The sequence below is a fragment of the Spirillospora sp. NPDC029432 genome (assembly GCF_040703975.1).
GTDB lineage: Bacteria > Actinomycetota > Actinomycetes > Streptosporangiales > Streptosporangiaceae > Spirillospora.
In genome coordinates this window covers 1-20,318 of the sequence record NZ_JBEZWH010000100.1, presented here as the reverse complement: position 1 = coordinate 20,318, position 20,318 = coordinate 1, and the positions used below count along the sequence as shown (strand labels likewise).

19 protein-coding genes and 1 other RNA gene are annotated in these 20,318 nt (G+C 74.6%); 6 read left to right on the top strand and 14 right to left on the bottom strand.

The window, feature by feature from the left end:
- Nucleotides 1-151: 151 nt before the first annotated feature.
- Nucleotides 152-1,534, bottom strand: coding sequence for an NAD(P)/FAD-dependent oxidoreductase (locus AB0881_RS39210; RefSeq protein WP_366625626.1), 1,383 nt, complete (start codon nucleotides 1,532-1,534; stop codon nucleotides 152-154).
- A 354-nt stretch (nucleotides 1,535-1,888) separates the two neighbouring features.
- Between AB0881_RS39210 and AB0881_RS39205 the strand changes: the two genes are divergently transcribed.
- From AB0881_RS39205 to AB0881_RS39195, 3 genes are all read left to right on the top strand, one after another.
- Nucleotides 1,889-2,473 carry a YbhB/YbcL family Raf kinase inhibitor-like protein gene (locus tag AB0881_RS39205; protein ID WP_366625624.1) on the top strand — a complete coding sequence of 195 codons (585 nt, stop codon included), beginning with the start codon at nucleotides 1,889-1,891 and terminating at the stop codon, nucleotides 2,471-2,473.
- A gap of 303 nt (nucleotides 2,474-2,776) precedes the next feature.
- Complete coding sequence (locus AB0881_RS39200) at nucleotides 2,777-4,936, top strand: hypothetical protein (RefSeq protein WP_366625622.1); 2,160 nt, start codon at nucleotides 2,777-2,779, stop codon at nucleotides 4,934-4,936.
- Nucleotides 4,937-5,072: 136 nt separating this feature from the next.
- Nucleotides 5,073-7,454, top strand: coding sequence for a SulP family inorganic anion transporter (locus AB0881_RS39195; protein WP_366625620.1), 2,382 nt, complete (start codon nucleotides 5,073-5,075; stop codon nucleotides 7,452-7,454).
- A 56-nt stretch (nucleotides 7,455-7,510) separates the two neighbouring features.
- Here the strand turns inward: AB0881_RS39195 and AB0881_RS39190 are convergent, their stop codons facing one another.
- A complete protein-coding gene (locus AB0881_RS39190) occupies nucleotides 7,511-7,720 on the bottom strand; it encodes a hypothetical protein (protein WP_366625619.1) in 210 nt (69 codons plus the stop codon).
- A 213-nt stretch (nucleotides 7,721-7,933) separates the two neighbouring features.
- Between AB0881_RS39190 and AB0881_RS39185 the strand changes: the two genes are divergently transcribed.
- A complete protein-coding gene (locus tag AB0881_RS39185; protein WP_366625617.1) occupies nucleotides 7,934-8,470 on the top strand; it encodes an N-acetylmuramoyl-L-alanine amidase in 537 nt (178 codons plus the stop codon).
- On the opposite strand, the gene AB0881_RS39180 is transcribed toward AB0881_RS39185, so the two are convergent.
- The 6 genes from AB0881_RS39180 to AB0881_RS39155 all read right to left on the bottom strand — a co-directional run bounded on the left by AB0881_RS39180 (nucleotide 8,446) and on the right by AB0881_RS39155 (nucleotide 13,574).
- Nucleotides 8,446-9,411: an NAD-dependent epimerase/dehydratase family protein gene (locus tag AB0881_RS39180; protein ID WP_366625616.1), complete on the bottom strand. Its 966-nt coding sequence runs from the start codon at nucleotides 9,409-9,411 to the stop codon at nucleotides 8,446-8,448. The two genes, AB0881_RS39185 and AB0881_RS39180, sit on opposite strands and share 25 nt — an antisense overlap.
- A 41-nt stretch (nucleotides 9,412-9,452) precedes the next feature.
- Nucleotides 9,453-10,406: a DUF5996 family protein gene (locus AB0881_RS39175; RefSeq protein WP_366625615.1), complete on the bottom strand. Its 954-nt coding sequence runs from the start codon at nucleotides 10,404-10,406 to the stop codon at nucleotides 9,453-9,455.
- 105 nt (nucleotides 10,407-10,511) lie between these two features.
- An RNA gene (gene rnpB, locus AB0881_RS39170) (RNase P RNA component class A) lies at nucleotides 10,512-10,891 on the bottom strand.
- 51 nt (nucleotides 10,892-10,942) lie between these two features.
- Entirely contained in the window at nucleotides 10,943-12,028 is a 1,086-nt protein-coding gene (locus AB0881_RS39165) for a bifunctional RNase H/acid phosphatase (protein WP_366625614.1), read from the bottom strand.
- Complete coding sequence (locus AB0881_RS39160; protein ID WP_366625612.1) at nucleotides 12,025-12,768, bottom strand: C4-type zinc ribbon domain-containing protein; 744 nt, start codon at nucleotides 12,766-12,768, stop codon at nucleotides 12,025-12,027. Before AB0881_RS39160 ends, AB0881_RS39165 begins: the two co-directional genes overlap by 4 nt.
- Nucleotides 12,765-13,574 carry a Nif3-like dinuclear metal center hexameric protein gene (locus AB0881_RS39155; RefSeq protein ID WP_366625610.1) on the bottom strand — a complete coding sequence of 270 codons (810 nt, stop codon included), beginning with the start codon at nucleotides 13,572-13,574 and terminating at the stop codon, nucleotides 12,765-12,767. Before AB0881_RS39155 ends, AB0881_RS39160 begins: the two co-directional genes overlap by 4 nt.
- Before the next feature lie 332 nt (nucleotides 13,575-13,906).
- Here AB0881_RS39155 and AB0881_RS39150 point away from each other — a divergent pair, with 332 nt between their 5' ends.
- Both AB0881_RS39150 and AB0881_RS39145 read left to right on the top strand, forming a co-directional pair.
- Nucleotides 13,907-14,269: a DUF6191 domain-containing protein gene (locus tag AB0881_RS39150; protein ID WP_366625609.1), complete on the top strand. Its 363-nt coding sequence runs from the start codon at nucleotides 13,907-13,909 to the stop codon at nucleotides 14,267-14,269.
- A 48-nt stretch (nucleotides 14,270-14,317) separates the two neighbouring features.
- On the top strand, nucleotides 14,318-14,716 hold the full coding sequence (locus tag AB0881_RS39145; RefSeq protein WP_366625607.1) for a hypothetical protein: 399 nt from the start codon (nucleotides 14,318-14,320) through the stop codon (nucleotides 14,714-14,716).
- Here AB0881_RS39145 and AB0881_RS39140 read toward each other — a convergent pair.
- From AB0881_RS39140 to AB0881_RS39115, 6 genes are all read right to left on the bottom strand, one after another.
- Nucleotides 14,686-15,540 carry a hypothetical protein gene (locus AB0881_RS39140; protein WP_366625605.1) on the bottom strand — a complete coding sequence of 285 codons (855 nt, stop codon included), beginning with the start codon at nucleotides 15,538-15,540 and terminating at the stop codon, nucleotides 14,686-14,688. The two genes, AB0881_RS39145 and AB0881_RS39140, sit on opposite strands and share 31 nt — an antisense overlap.
- 56 nt (nucleotides 15,541-15,596) lie before the next feature.
- Nucleotides 15,597-17,498 (bottom strand): class I SAM-dependent methyltransferase, encoded by a 1,902-nt coding sequence (locus tag AB0881_RS39135; RefSeq protein ID WP_366625604.1) that lies wholly within the window; start codon nucleotides 17,496-17,498, stop codon nucleotides 15,597-15,599.
- The gene (locus AB0881_RS39130; RefSeq protein ID WP_366625602.1) at nucleotides 17,495-18,742 is read right to left on the bottom strand and encodes a glycosyltransferase; all 1,248 of its coding nucleotides are present in this window, start codon (nucleotides 18,740-18,742) and stop codon (nucleotides 17,495-17,497) included. The genes AB0881_RS39135 and AB0881_RS39130 overlap by 4 nt, the downstream gene beginning before the upstream one ends.
- Nucleotides 18,739-19,587: an alpha/beta fold hydrolase gene (locus AB0881_RS39125; RefSeq protein ID WP_366625600.1), complete on the bottom strand. Its 849-nt coding sequence runs from the start codon at nucleotides 19,585-19,587 to the stop codon at nucleotides 18,739-18,741. The genes AB0881_RS39130 and AB0881_RS39125 overlap by 4 nt, the downstream gene beginning before the upstream one ends.
- A 99-nt stretch (nucleotides 19,588-19,686) precedes the next feature.
- On the bottom strand, nucleotides 19,687-19,989 hold the full coding sequence (locus AB0881_RS39120; protein WP_366625598.1) for a hypothetical protein: 303 nt from the start codon (nucleotides 19,987-19,989) through the stop codon (nucleotides 19,687-19,689).
- The coding region (locus AB0881_RS39115) for a hypothetical protein (protein WP_366625596.1) at nucleotides 19,986-20,318 on the bottom strand (333 nt) is incomplete at its 5' end. The genes AB0881_RS39120 and AB0881_RS39115, both read right to left, overlap by 4 nt.

The window sequence follows — 20,318 nt, the reverse complement described above, 5'->3', positions numbered from 1 at the left end:
GCCCCGATCCCCCGCGGCCCCCGGAGGCCGCCCCCCACCCCCCGTTTCCCCCCCCCCCCGGTCCCCCCCGCCTCCCCCGTAAACGCGGGAGCCCCGGCGGTCCCATGGACCGCCGGGGCTCCGCATCGGGGTTCCCGACTCGGGGAAGCCGTCAGGCGGCGTTCTCCGCGTTCTCCTTGGCCTTCTCCCTGGGCTTGGCGTCGCCCAGCGCGGCGAGCTCGAACTCGGCGCGCGGCTGCTCGATGCTGCCGAGCGACACGGTCTCGCGCTTGAAGAACAGCGCCAGCGTCCAGTCGGCCAGGACGCGGACCTTCCGGTTGAAGGTCGGCACCCGGGAGACGTGGTACGTCCGGTGCATCAGCCAGGCCGGGAAGCCCTTGAGCTTGAACCCGTAGGTGTTGGCCACGCCCTTGTGCAGGCCCAGGCCCGCCACCGAGCCGACGCTGTTGTGCGCGTACGGCTTGAGGGACTTGCCCCGCAGCGAGCGGACGAGGTTGTCGGCCAGCACCTTGGACTGGCGGACGGCGTGCTGCGCGTTCGGCGCGCAGAACATGCCCTCCTGGGTGAGGTCGGGCACCGCGGCGTTGTCGCCGGCGGTGAACGCCCGGACGACGCCCTCGACCGTGAGGTACTCGGTGGCCTTGACCTGGCCGCGCTCGGTCAGCGGCAGGTCGGAGTTGCGCACCACCGGGGAGGCCTTGACGCCCGCGGTCCACACCAGCGTGCCGGCCGGGAACGAGCTGCCGTCGGAGCACTCGATCAGCCCGCCGACGGCGGACTGGAGGAACGTCTTCAGCTTGACGTCGATGCCGCGGCCGCGCAGCTGCTCCGCCGTCCACTTGCCCATCTCGGGGCCGACCTCGGGAAGGATGCGGTCGGCGGCCTCGACCAGCACGAACCGCAGGTCCTGCGGGCTGACCTTGCGCATGTACTTGACCGCGCCGCGGGCCATGTCCTCCAGCTCGGCCAGCGCCTCGACGCCGGCGAAGCCGCCGCCGACGAACACGAAGGTGAGCGCCTTGCGGCGGATCTCCTCGTCGTCGGTGGACTCGGCGATCTCCAGCTGGGCCAGCACGTGGTTGCGGAGGTGGATGGCCTCGCCGATGGTCTTGAAGCCGATGCCGTTCTCGGCCAGGCCGGGGATGGGCAGCGTGCGCGACACCGATCCGGCGGCCATCACGAGGTAGTCGTAGGAGATCCGCTCCGGCGGGCCCGCCAGCGGCTGCAGGATGGCCCATCGCTCGTCGTGGTGCAGCTCGGTCACCCGGGCGTTGCGCACGGTGCAGCGGGGCAGCACGCGGCGCAGCGGGGCGACGACGTGCCGGGGCGAGACGTTGCCCGCGGCGGCCTCGGGAAGGAACGGCTGATAGGTCATGTACGAGTTGGGGTCGACGATCGTGATCTTGACCTCGCCCCGCTTGAGCTCGCGCCGGAGCTTCTTCTCCAGACGCAGTGCCGTGTACATGCCCACGTAGCCGCCACCCACGATGAGCACGTGGGGAGCGCCAGGGGTGCCCTCGGCGGTCCTGGCCATTGCGGCCTCCTCAGTAGTCACGGTCGGCTTGTGAAGACATTCACAAACTACCTGACGGAACACTTGAACACCAATGGGAAACCATGGAAGACCTGCAAAACTTTCCACAGAGTCAAGATGGAGCGATGCTTACGGCGTGAAACACGCCACTCCTTTACCGAATCCTCGTTTCGGAGCGATCCAGTTCACATGACCAACGTCACAGCGGGCCCGCCGGGCGGCGCGCGCGGGCCCGGCCAGGCGCGTTCCGCGATCTCTCCGGCCGGGGCGGGCCGCCCGGCGGGGAAAGACCCGTTCCACCGGTGGCGAACCTCTAAGGTGGGGCCCGACGAGGAAGGCCCGGGGAGTGTGTCGATGAAGAGGAAAGACCGGCGTCCGGTCCCGGCCGCGGCGGGTGCCCTCGCCCTCGCGGGGATCCTGGGCCTCGGCGGCTGCGGATTCATCGGGCAGCCGCAGAAGGCCGGCGCCGAACTGTCGGAATGGTTCACCGTGTCCAGTCCGGTCTTCCGCGATGGGCGCGACTTGCCCACGCGGTACGCCTGCACGACGTACCCTGGCGGAGCGGCCACGACCCCGCCGCTGATGTGGTCGGGGACTCCGGCGGGCACCCGTTCGTACGCGATCGTGATGGACGACCCCGACGCCGTCGACGGCGCCTTCGTCCACTGGGTGATCGCCGGTATCGACGGGACCACGACGCAGCTGGTCGAGGGCGCCAAACTGGACAAGGCCGTCCAAGGGCTGAACACGAGCGACAAGGTGGGCTACTCGCCGCCCTGCCCCGCCAAGGGCGAGCGGCACCGGTACCGCTTCACCATCTACGCGCTGGACACCGAGGTACCGTTCCGCAGCGGAGCGACGCTGGAGGACAGCCTGGGGGCCATCGCCGAGCACACGGTGGGGCGGGGCCGGATCACCGGGAACTTCGGGAGCAAGTAGTCGCGTTTGACCCCGAGGCCGCGGAACGTACATCGTTCCCCGCGCGTCGGAGTCCGGCGCGGACCCTTCGGGGGGCTGGAGGCGAGAGGGGCGTACGGAGATGAGCCGGTTCGGGCGGATGTGCCGGGTTGGCCAATCGGTACGCGCCGTGTGAGGGTAGATGTGCGCGAAGGGTGTGACAACGGTCATAGCGGTCGGCCTGGACCGGTTTAGGTCCGCAGGGGCCGGGCCGCTGGCGACAATCGGGACGATCCCGGGAGCCGCGCCGGCGACTCTCGCCGGGCCAAGGCATTGGGTGGTGGCATGACGAACATCGTGATCTTCGGCCTCATTGTGGTCGTGGCGCTGGTGGTCGTCCTGGTGGTCTTGGGCCTGCGGGCCAGCCGCTCGGGGCGCGACGACGACGACTGGATGGACGACGAGCAGCAGCCGCCGCCCCGTGGCTACCGGAAGCCGCCCCAGGAGGAGATGGCCGACGACGGCTACGGCCCCGGTCCCGGCTACGACAACGGCCAGGGCTACGACAACGGGCCGGGCTATGACAACGGCCAGGGGTACGACAACGGCGGCTACGACAACGGGTACGAAGAGGGCTACGACGCCGACCCGGCGTACGCCCCCGGGCCCGGCCCCGGTCCCGCTCCCGGGCAGCCCGAGCCGGAGTTCGACCGGCGCGTCGCCGGCGGCCCGCTGGCCGCCCCGACCGCGCCGCCGCCGCAGGCCGCCGCGCCGCCCCCGCCGAGCGGCCAGGCCAGCGACGAGATGGAGGACGACGACTACTGGGCGACCATCACGTTCGACAAGCCCAAGTTCCCCTGGCAGCACGACAAGGCGGGCGACGAGCCGGCCGACCCGGCCGCCGACCCGCTGAACGCGCGCGGCGACGAGGCGATGCCCGGCGAGCCGATGCCGGGTGAGCCGATGCACGAGCACCCGATGCACGCGCAGGGCGGCGACCCGCTGCTCGCGCAGCGCAACGAGCCGCCGATGCCGGCCGAGCCGATGATGACGCAGCCGGTCCCGATGGGCGCCGGCCCGCTCGGCGGACCCGGCGGCCCGGGCGTTCCCGGCCAGATCGGCGGCCCCGGCGGTCCCGGCGACTTCGGGACGGGCCCGCAGTCCGCGCCGCCGCCGCCCGCTCAGCCCGGCTTCCCGCCGCCGCAGTCCGCCCCGTACGGCGACCCCGGCTCGACCGCCGGGGACCCGATCGGCGGCGACCCGCTCGGCCAGTCCATGGGGCCCGGCCCCCAGTCGGCCTACGGCGGCGCCGGCCCCGAGTACCGCACGCCCGACTACGGGCCGCCCGCCGACCAGCACGTGTACGGCGGTGGCTCGGGGCTCGACCAGCCGTCCTACGGGGCGCCCGAGCCGTCGTACGGCGGCGGGAACGATCTACCGTCGTCCTACCTGTCGCCGCCGTCGCCGTCCGACACCGGCGACCCGCTGGGCGGCCGTCCGGGCGGCGGGCCGCCCGCGTCCCGGCCCGACTCGTTCGACCGGCCGATGTCGCCGCCGCCCGGCGCCGGCGACCCGCGCGCCTCCGACCCGCTCGGGCTGCCGCTCGGCCGTACCGACGACCCGGCCCCCGGCCGCGGCTTCGGCGACCCAGGGCTCGGCTCGCACGCCGAACCTCCAGCGTCTCCCGCGCCGCCTGCGCCGCCCGCACCCCCGGCGCCGCCCGCTCCGCCGCCCGCTCCCGCGCCGGCGGCCCCGGCCGCGTCCGGTGCGCCCGGCGCGCTCGGCGGCGGCACCGACACCGACGGCCACAAGCTGCCGACCGTGGACGAGCTGCTCCAGCGCATCCAGAACGACCGGCAGCGCTCGTCCGGCGACTCGGGCGGGTCGTTCGGCGGCGGCCTCGGCGACCCGCTGAACGACCCGCTGGGCTCCTCCCCGGCGCCCTCGGGCCCGTCCGGGGCGTCTCCGGCGGGCTCGTACGGCTCCACCGGCTCCACCGGGCCGTGGCCGGCCCCGGGCCAGCCCGGCGACCCGGCAGGTCCCGGCCAGGGCTTCTCGGGCCTTCCGGGCGGCGGCTCCGGTTACGGCGGCCCCGGGCAGGGCGGCCAGGGCGACGGCTACCCGACGGCCCCGGCGTACGGCGAGTCGCCGCGCTACGACGACCCGCTCGGCGGCGGCCGCGACCCGCTCGGGTCGTTCGGCGGCGAGTCCGGGTCCGGCGGCGGCGACGCCGGCCGCTACGGCGACTTCAGTGGCAGCAGCTACGGCGGCTCGGACCCCGGCCTCGGCGGCGGTCAGGGCGGCGGCTACGGCGACCCGAACGCGACGCAGGCGTACGACCCCAACGCCACCCAGGCGTACGGCGGCGTCCCCGGCGCGCCGGGCGGCTACCCGGGCTCGCAGCCTCCGGGGCCGTACTCCGGTTCCGGCTCGGGCACCGGCTCCGGCTCCGACCCCAACCGGCAGCAGGACGACTGGGAGAACCACCGCGACTACCGCCGCTGACCTGCTACCACAGCACCCGTGAACGGGCCCGCCGGACGATCCGGCGGGCCCGTTCCCGTTCGACCGGGCAGGCCCGGAGGTGCGATGTCTGTGTCGTCGCTGGTGTTACCGTGACCGCGTTGGTTGCATACACTACGTGTCTACCAAACCACTCTTCGTGTATACATGGCGGCGAGATCTGCTCGCCTCCTTCGTCGTCTTCCTCGTCGCGATCCCGCTCTCGCTCGGCATCGCGGTCGCGTCCGGCGCACCGGTCGCCGCCGGGCTCATCGCCGCCGCCGTGGGCGGTATCGTCGCCGGAATCCTCGGCGGCGCGCCGCTCCAGGTCAGCGGACCGGCGGCGGGGCTCACCGTGCTCGTCGCCGAGCTCGTCCACACCTACGGCTGGCGGGGCACCTGCGCGATCACCATGCTCGCCGGGCTCCTGCAACTCGCCCTCGGCGCCTGCCGCGTCGCCCGTACCGCGCTGGCGGTGTCACCCGCCGTCGTGCACGGCATGCTCGCGGGCATCGGGGTCGTCCTGGTCCTGGCCCAGGTGCACGTCCTGCTCGGCGGCACGCCGCAGCAGTCCTCGATCGACAACATGCTGGAGCTGCCCGGGCAGCTGGTCGCCCCGCACTCCCAGGCCACGCTCCTCGGCCTGCTGACGGTCGGCGTGCTGCTGGCCTGGGACCGGATCCCCAAGAGGCGCCGGGGCGTCCTGGCGGCCGCCGGCCGGGTCCCGGCGCCGCTGCCCGCCATCGCGATCGCCACGTTCCTCGCGTGGGCCCTGGACTGGCGCGTGCCGCGCGTCGACCTGCCCGAGTCGCTCCTGGCGGGCCTGCACCCGCCGGCGCTCCCGCACGGCCCGCTCCCGGAGGTGTTCGGCGCGGTCGTGACCATCGGCCTCGTCGCCGCCGTGGCCTCGCTGCTGTGCAGCGTCGCCGTCGACCGGCAGCGCCCCGCCGGCGTGCCGCGCGCCAACCTGGACCGCGAGCTGGTCGGCCAGGGCGCGGCCAACGCGGTCAGCGGCCTGCTGGGCGGGCTGCCCATCGCGGGCGTGATCGTCCGCAGCACCGCGAACCTGGAGGCGGGCGCCCGCACCCGCGCCTCCGGGATCATGCACGGCGTGTGGGTGCTGGTCGTGGCGCTGTCGTGCGGCCCGGTCATGGAGCTGGTGCCGCTGGCGGCGCTGGCCGCGCTGCTGGTCGCGCTCGGGGTCAAGATGCTCGGTCCCGCGCAGGTCCGCGACCTGCGGCACCACCGCGAGGCGCTGGCGTACTTCGCCACCCTCATCGGGGTCGTGCTGCTGGGCCTGGGCGAGGGCGTGCTGCTCGGCATCGGCGTCATGGCCGTGCTGGCGCTGCGCCGCCTCACCCGCGTGAACGTCCGGGTCGAGGAGGCGGCGCCGTCGGGCGGCGAGGCGGCCATCCTGACGCATGTCGACGGCGACCCGGCCGACTTCGGCGGCGGGCTCGGCACGCTCGGCGGCGTCCCCGTCGCGGCCGACGACCTGTCGCCGCCCGCCGGGCGCTGGCACGTGGTCGTCGAGGGGACGCTGACGTTCCTCGGCGTGCCGAAGGTGACGGCCGTCCTGCAGCGGATCCCGGCCGGCGCCACCGTCGACCTGGACCTGAACGTGGACTTCATGGACCACGCCGCGTTCGACGCGGTGCACGAATGGCGGCGGGCCCACGAACGCCTCGGGGGGAGGGTCGACATCGATGAGGTCCACGAGGCTTGGTATGAAAGAGCTGTGACCGGTGATATGTCTCCGCCGCGGAAATCGTCCCCGCCCGCCCGCTGGTGGGCGCCGTGGGCAAACCGCCGGCGGCGCGAAGAGGCGTCCGAACTCGACGGCCCCGAGGTCTCGCCGAGCGCCCTGCTCCTGGCGGGCGTGCGGGAGTACCACGGCAGCACCGCCCGGCTCGTCCGGCCGATCATGGCGGAGCTGGCGTTCGAGCAGAAACCCGAGCATCTGTTCATCACCTGCGTGGACTCGCGGGTGGTGCCCAACATCATCACCGCCAGCGGCCCCGGCGACCTGTTCATCAACCGGAACGTCGGCAACATGGTGCCGCGCCGCGGCTCGCGTACCGCCGACGACTCGGTGGCCGCGACCGTGGAGTACGCGACCCAGGTGCTCGGCATCCGCACGATCACCGTCTGCGGCCACTCCAACTGCGGCGCGATGGCCGCGCTGCTCGCCGGCGGCACCGAGGTCGAGCACCTGACGAGCCTGTCGCGCTGGCTCAAGCACGGCAACCACAGCCTGGCCCGCTTCCTGGCCGCCGACACCGGCGACGACGCGGCCGAGCCGCCGCTGGCCCGGCTCTGCCAGACCAACGTGATGCAGCAGCTCGACAACCTGCTCACCTACCCGTGGATCAAGGAGCGGGTGGAGGCGGGCGAGCTGGAGCTCGTCGGCCTCTACCTCGACCTGGAGACCGCGAACGTGCGGGTCCTCGACCAGGCCGCGGAGGTCTTCGTCCCCGTACCGGACGAGGCGCCCGCGGGCGAGCCCCGCGCGCTGACCTGATTCCCGCCTGAGGAGAGGGGCATGGGCCGTCCGGCCCGGGCGGCCCATGCCCCTTCCTAGTAGCCGACCAGCTCGTCCGTCCCGCGCTCGGACGGCTCGTCGGTCCCCCGTGCGTACATTCCCGTCACCCGGCGCGCGCGGCGCGCGCTGCCGGTGGAGGCCGGTGTGCGGAACGAGTCCCTCCTGCTCGCCCGCGCGAACTCCGCCAGATAGACGAGTGACGCCAGCAATCCGATGAGCGCGACCGCCGTAACCGCGATGAACATCGGTGCTCCTCTCCGCGGGGCCGGTCCCAGGTCGCCCCGCCGCCACCGCCGATCTCCCCAAGGCGATCAGCTCTACCTGGAAGGTATGCGCCCGCGCGGCGATCGTTTGTGTCGTGTGACCCGTTCACGGAGGGGAACTGAAAATTTCTTCTATCCGCCCTAACAGGCCGTAGAGGGGACATCGGCGGGCACGGGGCGTGATGTAATCGGATCATGGAGGACCGTCCGGTCGGCTGGTACCGCGAGCTTCCGGTACGCGCCGCCGGCGACGTGACCGCCGTCGTCCTGCACGCGACCGAGACGCCCGACCTGGAGTCGGCCCGGCGGCTGGCCGAGGACGGGACGTCCCGGGTGTGCGGCCACCTCTACATCGACCGCGACGGCGCCGCGTACCGCTTCGTCCCGCTGGACCGCGTCGCCTCGCACGTGCGCGGCCGCAACACCCCGTCGATCGGTATCGAGCTCGTCAACAGCGGCCGTTACCCGGACCATTTCGACTCGCGCCGGCAGGAGCCGTCCGAGGACTTCACCCCCGCTCAGATCGCGACGCTGAAGGACGTTCTCCGCGACCTTCGCCGGCGATTCCCCGGCCTGCGGGAAATGGTGCGCCACAGCGATCTGGACACGGCCGTGGTGCCCGCCTCCGACGACCCGTCCGTTCTCGTACGCCGCCGTATCGACCCCGGGCCGCGCTTCCCGTGGGCGGCGGTCGCCGCGTTCTGGGATCAGATCAGCGACGCCTCGACCTGAGGATCCAGCCCGACCTCCGGCCGGTCGGGCCGCCGCGGCGGCTCCCCGACCTCGCGCAGCCACGCCCACGTGTCCGCCACGGTCGCGGCCACCGGCCGGCATTCCAGGCCCGCTTCGAGCACCTTGGAGACGCCCGCCTGATGCAGCGTCTCGTGCAATTCGCCCGGCGGTATCCAGATGGGCAGATCGGTCCACGGCTCGACCCCGGCGGCGAGGATCCTTTCGGGTTCCGTCCACCGCAGTTCGGCGTCCGATCCGGTGACCTCGACGCACGTCTCCAGCAATTCTCGCATGGTCGTGAACCCGGGCGGGCTGATCATGTTGTAGGCGCCGCCGAGCCCCTTCCCCGCCGCCTCCAGGCTCCACACCGCCAGATCGCGGGCATCGACGTACTGGAGCCCGAGATCCGGCGGTCCCGGCGCCAGCACGGGCCCGCCCGCGGCGATCCGCCGCAGCCACCAGGGCAGCCGCCCGACGTTCTCGTACGGGCCGATCACCAGCCCCGCCCGCACGAGCAGGGCCCGCTCCCCGAACGCGGCCACCGCCGCCAACTCCCCGCCGATCTTGTACTGGGGGTACGCGTCCGCGCCGGTGGCCTCGACCAGCGGCGCGTCCTCCCCCGCCCCGGGCGGCGTCGGGAACTCGTACACCGAACGGCTGGACACGTAGACGTACCGGCCCGCCCTGCCCGCCAGCGCGCTCGCCGCGTCCCGCACCGCGGCCGGCTCCCACGACCAGGTGTCGACGACCGCGTCCCACTCGCCCCGCCCGAGCGCCGCCAGCCCGCCCGGCTCCCGCCGGTCACCGCGCAGCGCCGTCACGCCCTCGGGGGCGGGACGCGTCCCCCGGTTGAACACGGTGACCTCGTCGCCCCTGGCCAGCGCCTCCTCGACGAACGCCCGGCCGACGAACTCCGTACCACCCAGGATCAGCAGCCTCATACCGGCCACTCTGCCGCCCCGCCCCGCGCACCGGAACCCCGTCACGCCACGGGCGAACCGCTTCCGCCACGGTGCCGTTCCCACCGGGCGGGGTCGTCCTCCAGCGAGGCGCGGTCCCAGCGGCCCAGGTCCGCCGCCGCCTCGTACGTCGACTGCAGGAAGTCCAGCAGCGCCCGGTCGGGGTCGGGCGCGCCGGCGACCGCCTCGTACGGCAGCAGGAACTGGCCGTTCTCCCGGCTGTAGTACGCGGCCTCCGGAGCGACCGGGTGGTCCGCGTACCCGTCCGGCTCGGGGTAGGCGTAGGCGTAGAAGGCGCCCTCCTCGCCGCCGCCGGGCCAGAAGCCGCAGCTGGCCAGCTCCCGCGAGTACCCCTCGACCATCACCCAGTCGCCGCAGTTCGGCGCGCCGCCGGGATGCGCGGGCGCCGGCCGGCCGGAGAACCTCGTGCAGGCCAGGTCCATCGCGCCCCAGAAGAAGTGCACCGGGCTGACCTTGCCCACGAACCGGGACCTGAACTCCGCCAGCACCCGGTCCGCCTGCATCAGCTGCCGCCAGAACAGGTTCGCGGCCTCCGCGTCGTACGACGCGTGCTCGCGGTCCTCCGCGAACGGGATCGCCGGGTCCACCTCGTTCGGCGCCGCCTGGATCACCGTCTCGATCCCCAGCTCCTTCAGCGCCCCCATCGTCTCGCCGAAGAAGTCCGCCACCGGCTTGGGCTCCAGCACCACCACGCGAGTGCGTCCGTCACTGCTCCGCACGCGCAGCAGATGCTCGACGAAGTCGAACTCCATGTCGAACGCCCCGTCCCCGTACGGGACGGCCGACGTGGTCAGCCCGCGCGGACTCACGTACAACGTCACCTGCCACCAGTGGTTCACCAGCGGCGCATGGGCCAGCCGCACCTTCCCGACGATCTGCGCCCACATGTGCAGCGTGTCCCGAGTCGCCGCCCAGTCCTCCACCCGCAACCGCGGCCAAGCCCTCTGCACCACCATCACACCCCTCCCGCGTTCACCCCACCCATACCCCGATTGGGATCTTCGCGCGCCCATCCGCGCACGCCCTTGCGGGGCCGGGTGCCGGCCAGAGAGGAAGGGGGGCGGACGAGTCGGCCTGTAGGCCGGGTTTTGTCCCTGCGTGCAGGGGACGGCCATCCATCTCGGGCCGCCGTTGCCGGCGGCCTCCAGCGGTCTACCCGCAGGCCTCGGGCGGGCCGCCCTCGAACGCCTGCGCGGGGCGCCTGCCGGCGCCCCTTCTTGACCTTGCTCCAGGTGGGGTTTACCTAGCCGCCCACGTCACCGTGGGCGCTGGTGAGCTCTTACCTCACCGTTTCACCCTTACCACCCGAAGGTGGCGGTCTGTTTTCTGTGGCACTGTCCCGCGGGTCGCCCCGGGTCGGCGTTACCGACCACCCTGCCCTGTGGAGCCCGGACCTTCCTCGGCGGGGCTGGTGCCCCGACGCGGCCGTCCGGCCGGCTCGTCCGCCGTACGGGCCAGGGTACCGGGTCCGGGGCGGTCAGAGGTGGTGGGGTCAGAGGTGGTGGGTGTCGTTGAACGCGCGCAGGGTCGCCGGGCCGTCGTCGTACCAGTCGATGGTGGAGAGGGCGGCCACGTCCAGGTGCATCCGGTAGAGGGCCGACATGGGGGCGCCCAGGGCGTCCTTGATCAGGAGCTTGATCGGGGTGACGTGGGAGACGACCAGGACGGTCCGGTGCCGGTAGCGGACCTTGAGCTTGTCGAGGGCGGTGCGGACGCGGCGGGAGACCTCGGTGAAGCTCTCGCCGCCGGGCGGGGCGACGTCGGGGTCGGCCAGCCAGGACTTGAGTTCGGCGGGCCAGTCCCGGCCGGCCTCGGCGAAGGTCAGGCCCTCCCAGGCGCCGAAGTCGGTCTCGCGGAAGCCGTCCTCGACCCTGATCTCGGCGCCGGTGGTGGCGGCGACCTCGGCGGCGGTGTCGCGGCAGCGGCGCAGGGGGGAGGTGACGATCGCGTCGATGTCCTTGATCGCGCGGGCCGCGGCGCGGGCCTGGGCGAGGCCGTTCTCCGTCAGGGGGACGTCGCCGCTGCCGGCGAAGCGCTTCTCGATCGAGAGGGGCGTCTCGCCGTGGCGGAGGAGGAGGGTGCGGGTCGGGGTGCTGGACGGCGGCGTCCAGGCGGCTCTCTCGCCCTCGTCGTCGGGCTCCTCGTCGCGGGACCACTCCTCGCCGCGGGCGGCGGCGTCCATGGCCTCGTTCGCCAGCCGGTCGGCGTGGGCGTTGCGGGCGCGGGGGATCCAGGTGTACGCGACGGTGCCGAGCGCGGACGCCAGCTCGCGGGCCTCCAGGGCCAGCGGGACCATGTCCGGGTGCTTGATCTTCCAGCGGCCGGACATCTGCTCGACGACCAGCTTGGAGTCCATCCGGACCTCGACGCGGGCGGCCGGGTCGAGGTTCGCGGCGGCGCGCAGGCCGGCGATCAGGCCGCGGTACTCGGCGACGTTGTTGGTGGCGGTGCCGATGGACTCGGCGACCTCGGCGAGCACCTCGCCGGTGAGGGCGTCGCGGACGAGCGCGCCGTAGCCCGCGGGCCCCGGGTTGCCCCGGGACCCGCCGTCGGCCTCGACGATGAGCCTGCGGCTCACAGGCCCGACTCGGGGGTGCGGACGAGGATGCGGCGGCACTCCTCGCAGCGGATGACCTCGTCCTCGGCGGCGGCGCGGATGCGGTTCAGGTCGACGGTGTTGAGCGCCAGGTGGCAGCCCTGGCAGGCGCCGCGGTAGAGCTTGGCGGCGCCGACGCCGCCGAACTGGCCGCGCAGCTTCTCGTACAGGCCGAGGAGGTCCTCGGGGACGTCCTTGGACACGGCGGTACGGGCGGCGCTGGTGGTGCCGCTCTCCTCGTCGATCCCCTGCTGGGCGGCGTCCCGGCGGGCGACGACGGCGTCGTGCTCCTCCTGGGCGGCGGCGCGGTCGGCCTTGAGGGCGGCGACCTTGCCCTCGGCCTCCTCGCGGCGCTCCATGATCTCCAGGACGACCTCTTCCAGGTCGGACTGGCGGCGCTGCAGCGAGGCGATCTCGGCCTGCAGGCCGGAGAGGTCCTTGGCGGAGGTGACCTGGCCGGAGTCGAGCCGCTTCTGGTCGCGGTCCGCGCGCGCCCGGACCTGGTCGACGTCCTGCTCGGCCTTGCGCTGCTCGCGGTCGAGGTCGCCGACCTCGGTCTCGGCGGCGACGATCGCGTCGCGCAGCTCGGTCAGCCGGTCCTGCAGCCGCTCGACCTCGGCGAGCTCGGGCAGCGTGCGGCGGCGGTGCGCCAGCCGGTCCAGCGTGCTGTCGAGGTCCTGCAGGTCGATCAGGCGCTGCTGGGCTTGCGGTGCGGCTTTCACTTCACTCCTTCGTCGTGCAGGGTCCACGCGTCGGTGACGCACGTGGACACCCGGGTATGCAACGTGCCCGCCTGGGCGAGCCGCCGTTCCGCGTCGGCGAGCCAGGGCCATTCGGTGGCCCAGTGCGCGGCGTCGACCAGGGCCGGCCCGCCCTGCTCGGTGTGCTCGCTGGCGGGATGGTGCCGCAGGTCGGCGGTGAGGTAGACGTCCACGCCGGCGGCGCGGGCGGTGTCCAGCAGCGAGTCGCCGGCGCCGCCGCAGACCGCGACGGTACGGACCGTGCGGTCGGGGTCGCCGGCCGCCCGGACGCCCCAGGCGGTGGCGGGCAGCCCGGCGGCGGCGCGGGCGGTGAACGCGCGCAGCGTCATCGGCTCCGGCAGCTCCCCGATCCGGCCGAGGCCGCGGCGGGGGTCGTCGGCCGAGGGCGCGAGCGGGCGCAGGCCACCGGTGAGGCCGACGGCGCGGGCCAGCGCGTCCGAGACGCCCGGGTCGGCGACGTCGGCGTTGGTGTGGGCGGTGTAGAGCGCCACGCCGTTCCTGATCATCCGGTGGATCAGCCGTCCCTTGGGCGTGGTGGCGGCGACGCCGTGCACGCCGCGCAGCAGCAGCGGATGGTGGGTGACGATCAGGTCGGCGCCCCATTCCAGCGCCTCGTCCACGACGGCGGCGACCGGGTCGACGGCGAGCAGCACCCGCTCGACCTCCTGGTCGGGGTCGCCGCAGACCAGGCCGACGGCGTCCCACGGCTCGGCCCAGGACGGCGGGTACATCTCCTCTAGGGCCGCGACGGCTCGGGATAGGCGCACGTCCCGCAGGCTACCGGCTCCAGGGTGGGTTGAGGCGGGAGGAACCTGGGGTGGGTTGAGGCGGGAGGAACCTGGGGTGGGGTTGAGGCGGGAGGAACCTGGGGCGGGTTGAGGCGGGAGGAACCCCAGGGTGGGTTGAGGTGGCGTGAGCGGTCGTCGGGGGCGGGCGTGCCGCGCGGCGGGCGGTGATGGGGGCCGTACCGGATATCGTGTGGTCTCCGCGGGGCCCCGGGCGATCCCCGGTTCTTCCGCGGAGGGGAGACTTCGCCTGCTCTCCCACCCGCTTCGCCCGGGGCGGGATCAATTCGGAGGTCCGTCGCGTTGGAGTTCGTGTGAGGTCACCCTTCCGTCGCCGCAAGCGCGTCAAGGGCCGCCCTTTGGGGACGGCCAAGCCCGCCGCCGAGCCGGAGGCCGTCGACTGGCCGCAGGACGGTACCGGCGGCCGGTCGCTGATGGGCGCGATCCGCGGCGACGGCGAGACCGGGGCCGGTTTCGGCGGTGGCATGTTCGAGGATCTGGCGTCGGCGTTCGAGGGCTCCAAGAAGGTCAAGATGGAGGAGCAGGAGGCGCAGAAGACGCGCCGCCAGGACGACCACGAGGTGGCCGGGGACCGGGAGGGCCGCGACGACCTGCAGTCGGGCAAGATCCGGATCCGCCGCGCGCCGGGGCAGGGCCGTCCCGGCGAGTCGACCTGACGGGAATCGCTCTCGAACATACGTTCGAACTTGGGGTACCGTGACGGTGTGAGCACGTACGTTCCGCCCGGCTGGCCGTCCCAGGTCCATCCTCCGGGCTCCGAGCGCTTCGAGGACACGGCGCTGGCCTGGCTCCTCGAGCTCGTGCCGCCCGAATACCGCCGGTACGGGGTCCTGCGCCGCTATCCCGTCGCCCTGGCCCGGATGGCCCGGCACCATGTGAACGCCTCCGTGGAGGCGGCCCGGGACGGTTTCCGCACCGCCCGGGTCGATCTCGCCGACACCGTCCCGCCGCACGGCATCGAGGCGGTGCTCGACACCTACCGGCGCGAGGGCGCCCGGCTGGTGAACCTGCTGCGCGGGATCGAGCTGGTGGAGACGGCGCTGCGCGGCCTGATCCAGCCGGACGATCCCGACTACCGGCGCCCGTTCACGCCCAAGCTCTGACCGGGGGCGCGGCTCTCGCGGGGGCCGGACGGCACGGCGGTGAGGAACCGCGGCGGGCGCCCGGCCAGGCCGTCCAGCGCCGCGTTCACCCGCCGCCGGACGGCCGGTACGGCCTCCAGCGGGACCAGCGCCACCGCGCAGCGCCCGACCGCGAGGCCGCCGAGCGCCCCGGCGGCGCGGGCCGCGTCCAGGACGGTGTCGAAGACCGGCTCGCCTCGCGTGCGGGCCGAGGTGAGGACGGCTCCGAAGGCGTCCAGGTCGCCCGCGCGGAGGGCGGCGGCGGCGCGTTCACCATGGCCCGGCGCGGACGGGAGCGACCGCCCCGCGCCCGGGTCCATGACCAGGAGGCGCAGCCCCGCGGCGGCCAGGTCGCACGGCAGCCGTTCGGCGCCTTCCCCGCTCAGCAGGAGCGCCTCGCCGGGACGAGCGTGCCGCGCCGTCACGCCCGCGGGGTCGCCGCAGGGGACGGGAGGCAGCCCGTACAGGTCCTGCAGCGCCTGTGAGACGGCACTGAACGTCTCCGCGCCGCTGGAGAGCCCCGTGGCGAACGGCAGCTCCCTGTGCACGGCCACGCGGCTCTCCAGGGCGCCGTGGGCCCGCAGGGCCGCGACGGCGGGCCCGGCCCAGCCGGGCGCGGGCCCTCCCGTGTAGGGGGCGGCGCGGTGGTTCATCGAGTGGACGCCGGTCGGGCCCGGCCCCGCGGCGGCGACGACGCCCCAGGGGAGGCCGACCGTCAGGCCGTCCAGGAGCGTCAGGGCCCCGGGTACGTGCCGTACGGCCCGCGGCGCCGCCCCGAAGACCCGCTCGAAGACGTAGGCGGTCATCCTGATGTCCGGGTCGGCGGCCCGCCGGTCGACGATCCGGTCCGCTGGTGTGGAGATCAGCCTTCGTCCTTTCGCGCCAGTACGCGGTAGGCGTTGCCGGTCCCGGGGACGGCCGCGAGGAGGACGTCCAGGACGGCGGCCGCGGCGAGCAGCGGCACGGCCGCCGCGAGGCCGGCGACGCGGCGCGCCCGGGACGCGCCGGGCCGCACCCAGGGCCAGTCCGGGGACGGGGCCAGCGCGGTCAGCGTGGTCAGCACCGAGATCACGGCGTCGTGGTCGCGGCGGGCGGCGGGGCGCTCGCGCGCCACGATCCGCAGCCCGCGCGCCGCCAGCGCGTCCTCCAGGTTGCCGATCGAGATCATGTGCAGGTGCTGCGGCTGGAACCAGCCGACCCAGCGGCGGCCGAGGAGCCGCGCGGTGCGGGACCCGGGGTCGGGCAGCTCGACCAGCAGGTGCCCGCCCGGCCCGAGGATCTTGACGGCGGCGTCCAGCTCGCCGAACGGGTCGGGCGTGTGCTCCAGGTAGTGGAACATGCTGATCACGTCGTACCGGCCGGGCGGCTCGTCCACCAGGCCGGGGAAGCTCCCCCGGTGGGCGCGCCGCAGCCAGCCGCGGCGGTGCCCCTCCTGGACGCCCTCCCCCTGGTCCAGGCCGTCGAAGGCGGTGCCGGGCAGGACCGTCCGGGCGACCCGGCAGAAGTGCCCGTGCCCGGCCCCCACGTCCAGCCAGGTCCGCGGCGACAGGTGCGCGGCCGCCATCTCCGCGCGCGCCCGGTACGCGTCGCCCTGGAGGGCGAAGACGGCCTCGCAGAACGTGGCGCCGAGCCCGTCGTAGGTGTCGCGGTAGTAGAACTCCAGGCCGGCCTCGTTCAGGCGCGGGTTCTGGAAGATGTGCCCGCACTCCCCGCAGCGGTCGAGCTTGAACCGTCCCGGTTTGGCCTGGACGACGTCGCCGCCGGCCACGTGCGTCTCCAGGGAGCGGGCCCCGCACCAGGGGCAGTCGTACCGGGGCGGCTCGAAGAAGCGTTCCACGCCTTCCAGCAGGTCTTCCCTATAGCGGTGCCGGGCCTGTTCCTTCTCCTGCGCCCGGTCCAGTTCCCAGTCGCTCTGCGGGGCGTAGAGGGTCCGCCACAGCGTCCAGGGCGTCTGCGCGAGCCGCAGCAGCGCGGTCCGGTGCAGGTCGCGCGGGGACAGCGGGGTGCCCGTGAACGTGATGTACGGCGCGGCGCAGTACGACGCGACCGCCGCCATCCCCCACGCGATGTCGGCGAGCAGGGCGAGCCAGACGAGACCGTAGCTCAGGACCGTCCCGCCGAGGGCGGCCAGGGGCGGCACTCCCAGCCCGGCGAGCCAGGCCCTCCGGTTCCTCCACACGGGCACGCGCGGAGTGGTGTGGCAGGGGACGACGGCGAGGTCGGCCGCGTACCCCTTCCCGTCCGGGCGCGGCCGCGCGTACTGCCGCAGCCGCGCCGTGACGCTGCCGTACTCCCCCGCCTCCAGCCCGCCGGCGTCCGGGCCCCGCACGCCCGCCCGCTCCAGGACGCCGGACGCGACGACGGTCGCGAACCCCGCGCCCTGCCCCCGGGCGAGCGGGCCGGTCCGGTACTTCGCGGGGTCGAGGGCGCGGGCCAGGTCCAGCGCCCGCTCCACCGGCAGGTCGGCCGGGACGAGGTCGAGGACCTGCAGGCCGCGGTCGCGCGCGTGTACCAGCGCGGCGCGCCGCGCCTGGCCGCTCAGCACCGCGTTGGCGGCGGTGAGCAGCGCGTACGGCCCGTCCGGGCCCGCCTCCTCGCGCCCGCCGCCGGCCCAGCACAGCGGCTCGTCCCGCTCGGCGGGCGAGACGCGCGGCAGCGCGGACAGCCGCCGCCGCAGGCGCAGCGCGTTCAGGACCACGCCCGCGCCCACGGCCAGCGGGAACGCGGCGAGCCAGCCGTCCGGCCAGCCGGCGAGCGCTGTCACGTCAGCTTCTCCAGGCGGTCGGCCGCGTGGGCGGCGCCGCCGGCGGCGGCGAACGACTCGCTCACCCGCGCCGCGGCGTCCCGGTAGGAGTCCCGCTCCAGCACCGTCTCCAGCGCGGCGCGCAGCTCGGCGGCGCGGGCCCGGCCGTACCGGACGGTGATCCCGGCGCCGGCCGCCTCGACCTGCCGGGCGATCACCGGCTGGTCGCCGCGGATCGGCGCGACGACCAGCGGCAGCCCGTCGGCCAGCGCCTCGCACACGGTGTTGTGGCCGCCGTGGCAGACCACCGCCGACATCCGCTTGAGCAGCGTGAGCTGCGGGACGTGCTCGCGGACCAGCACGTTCGGGGGCGGGTCCGGCACGGTCCCGGGCGGCGCCACGAACACCGCGCGCACGTCCATGCCGCGCACGGCGTCGGCCGCGGTCCGGAAGAACCGCTCCCCGGCCGGGCCGTCGATGGTGCCGAGGGAGACCAGCACCGTCGGGCGCCCGCCGCCCTCGTCCAGCCACGCCCACGGGAAGTCGCCCGCGGACGGGCGGCGCAGCGCGGGCCCGACGAACGCGAAGTGGTCGGGGAAGAACGACGTGTCGCCGATCAGCGCGGACGTGGAGAACGCCAGCACCAGGTGGTCGGAGAAGCGCAGGTCGATCAGGTCCTCGATGCCGTGGTCGAGCTGGAAGTCGCCGATGCGCTCGCGCACCCACTCCTCCACCAGCGGCATCCCGGCCAGCGGGCGGGTGAACTCGGCGGAGGTCGTCGCGGACGTCGCCCACGGGACGCCGCGCAGCCGCGCCACCACGGGCGCGGCCAGCACCTGCTGGTCGGAGACGACGACGTCCGGGCGGAACCGCTTCACGGCCGCCTCGACGCCGGGCATCATCGCGTGCCCGAGCGGGACGATGAACTCCTCCCACAGGAACCGCAGCGCGGCCGGGCCGCGCAGGCCGAGCCACTCCAGCCGGGCCCGCTCCAGCCGTTCGGCGAACGCGGCGTCCTCGGCGGTGAAGATCTGCGAGCCGCGCCGCAGCAGCGGCTCCAGGAACGCCCGCTGGCCGACCCAGGCGACCTTGTGGCCGCGCCGCCCCAGCTCGGCGGCCACCGCCACCGTCGGGTTGACGTGCCCGGTCAACGGCGGCACGGCGAACAGGAACCGGCGGCCCGCGCCCTCGTTCCGCCGGGGCGGCCGGGCGGCGACGGCGTCGGGCCCGAGTAGCGACGGGACGCTCACCCGCCGCCCGCTCACGGCGCGACCCCGTTCACCGCGGCGGGGACCTTCGTGCCCGCGTGGTGGGACAGCCAGGGCAACATGACCTCCAGAAGCTCGGCGGTGCCCTCGCGCAGCACGGTGTGCGCGTGGCCCGCCATGATGTGCAGCGTGCAGCCGGGCACCGAGCGCAGCAGCAGCCGCCCCGTCCCGGCCAGGCCGGAGTGCTCCCCGTACACCGCCAGCACCGGGCACGCGAGCGTCGCCAGCGCGGCGGGCGGCACGGGGCGGGCGGCGGCCAGGTCCTCGATCAGGGTGGTGCCGTTGACCAGGGCCTCCGCGGTGGCGACCTGCTTGCCGTGGCGGCGGTCGCCGGTGTCCATGAGCCGGCCGGCCAGCTCCTCGTACTCCAGGACGAGCCCGAACTTGCCGAGCGAGTTGAGCATCTCCTCGGACCATTCGACGGGCCGCTCGGCGGGCCCGTGCGCCTCGATCAGCACCAGCCCGGCGACCCGGTCCGGCCGGGCCAGCGCCGCGTTCAGCGCGATCAGCCCGCCGAAGCTGTTGGCGACCAGGTGGACAGGGCGCCGGTGCCCCAGCTCGTCCAGCAGGGCGAACAGGTCGGCGACCGCGTCGGCGGCGCCGTACCCGGTGGGCGTGCGCTCCGAGCGGCCGTGGCCGCGCAGGTCGTACAGGACGGCGCGCGCCCCGGCCGCCGCGACCGGCCAGGCGAGGGTGGAGTAGAAGCTCGACAGGTTGTCCATCACCAGCCCGTGGACGAACACCACGGTCGGCGGCGGGCCCGCCGAGCAGGGGGCCGGGCCGCCGCGGGGCTCGATCGTCTGGACGTGGAAGCGGGTGCCGCGCGCGGTCACCTCAGGCATGGGCCTCCTCGCTCTCGGTCGGTGGGTCGTCCGGCGGGACCGCCTCCCGGGTGGGCGGGACGGAGGCGGGCGCCCCGCGCGCGCACGTCGGGCACCGGCTCAGACCCCGGCGGGCTGCCGGGAGGCGATGTGCTCCACCAGGTCGCCGACCGTCATCCGCATGATCTGGTCCAGGTCCAGGCCGGCGACCAGCGCGGCCAGGTCGGCCCGCGCGCCGTAGCGGTCGTGGAGCCGCTCGGCCAGGGCGACGAACTCGATGCTCTCCAGCGCCAGGTCGTCGTTCAGGGTGGTCTCCGGGCCGACCGCCGTCTCCAGCAGGAAGTCGTCCCCGACGACCTCGACCAGCATCCGGACGACCTCGTGCTGGACGGCCTCGTAGAGGACCTCGTCCGCGGCTGTCATGCTTCCCCTTCCCTCGTTCCCTCGTCGTCGCGTGTGCGCGTGTCGTTGAGCGTGTCTTCGGGTGTGTCCCCGGGCGCGTCCTTGGGTGTGCGCGACGTGACCGTCCAGGCCACGACGTGCTCGTCCACCAGGCGGGTCTCGACCGCGGTGACGGCGCCCGACCGGCGCGCGGCGGTGTCGGCGGCGCGCATCCGGGCCCGCGCGACCGCCTCGCCGTCGCCGGGCTCGGGCACCGGCTCGACCGCGACCCCGGCGGGACCGGGCCCGCGGTGTCGGTCGCCGCCACCGCCGACCTGGGCGCGGCGCTGGTGCGCACCGCCCCCGGCCCC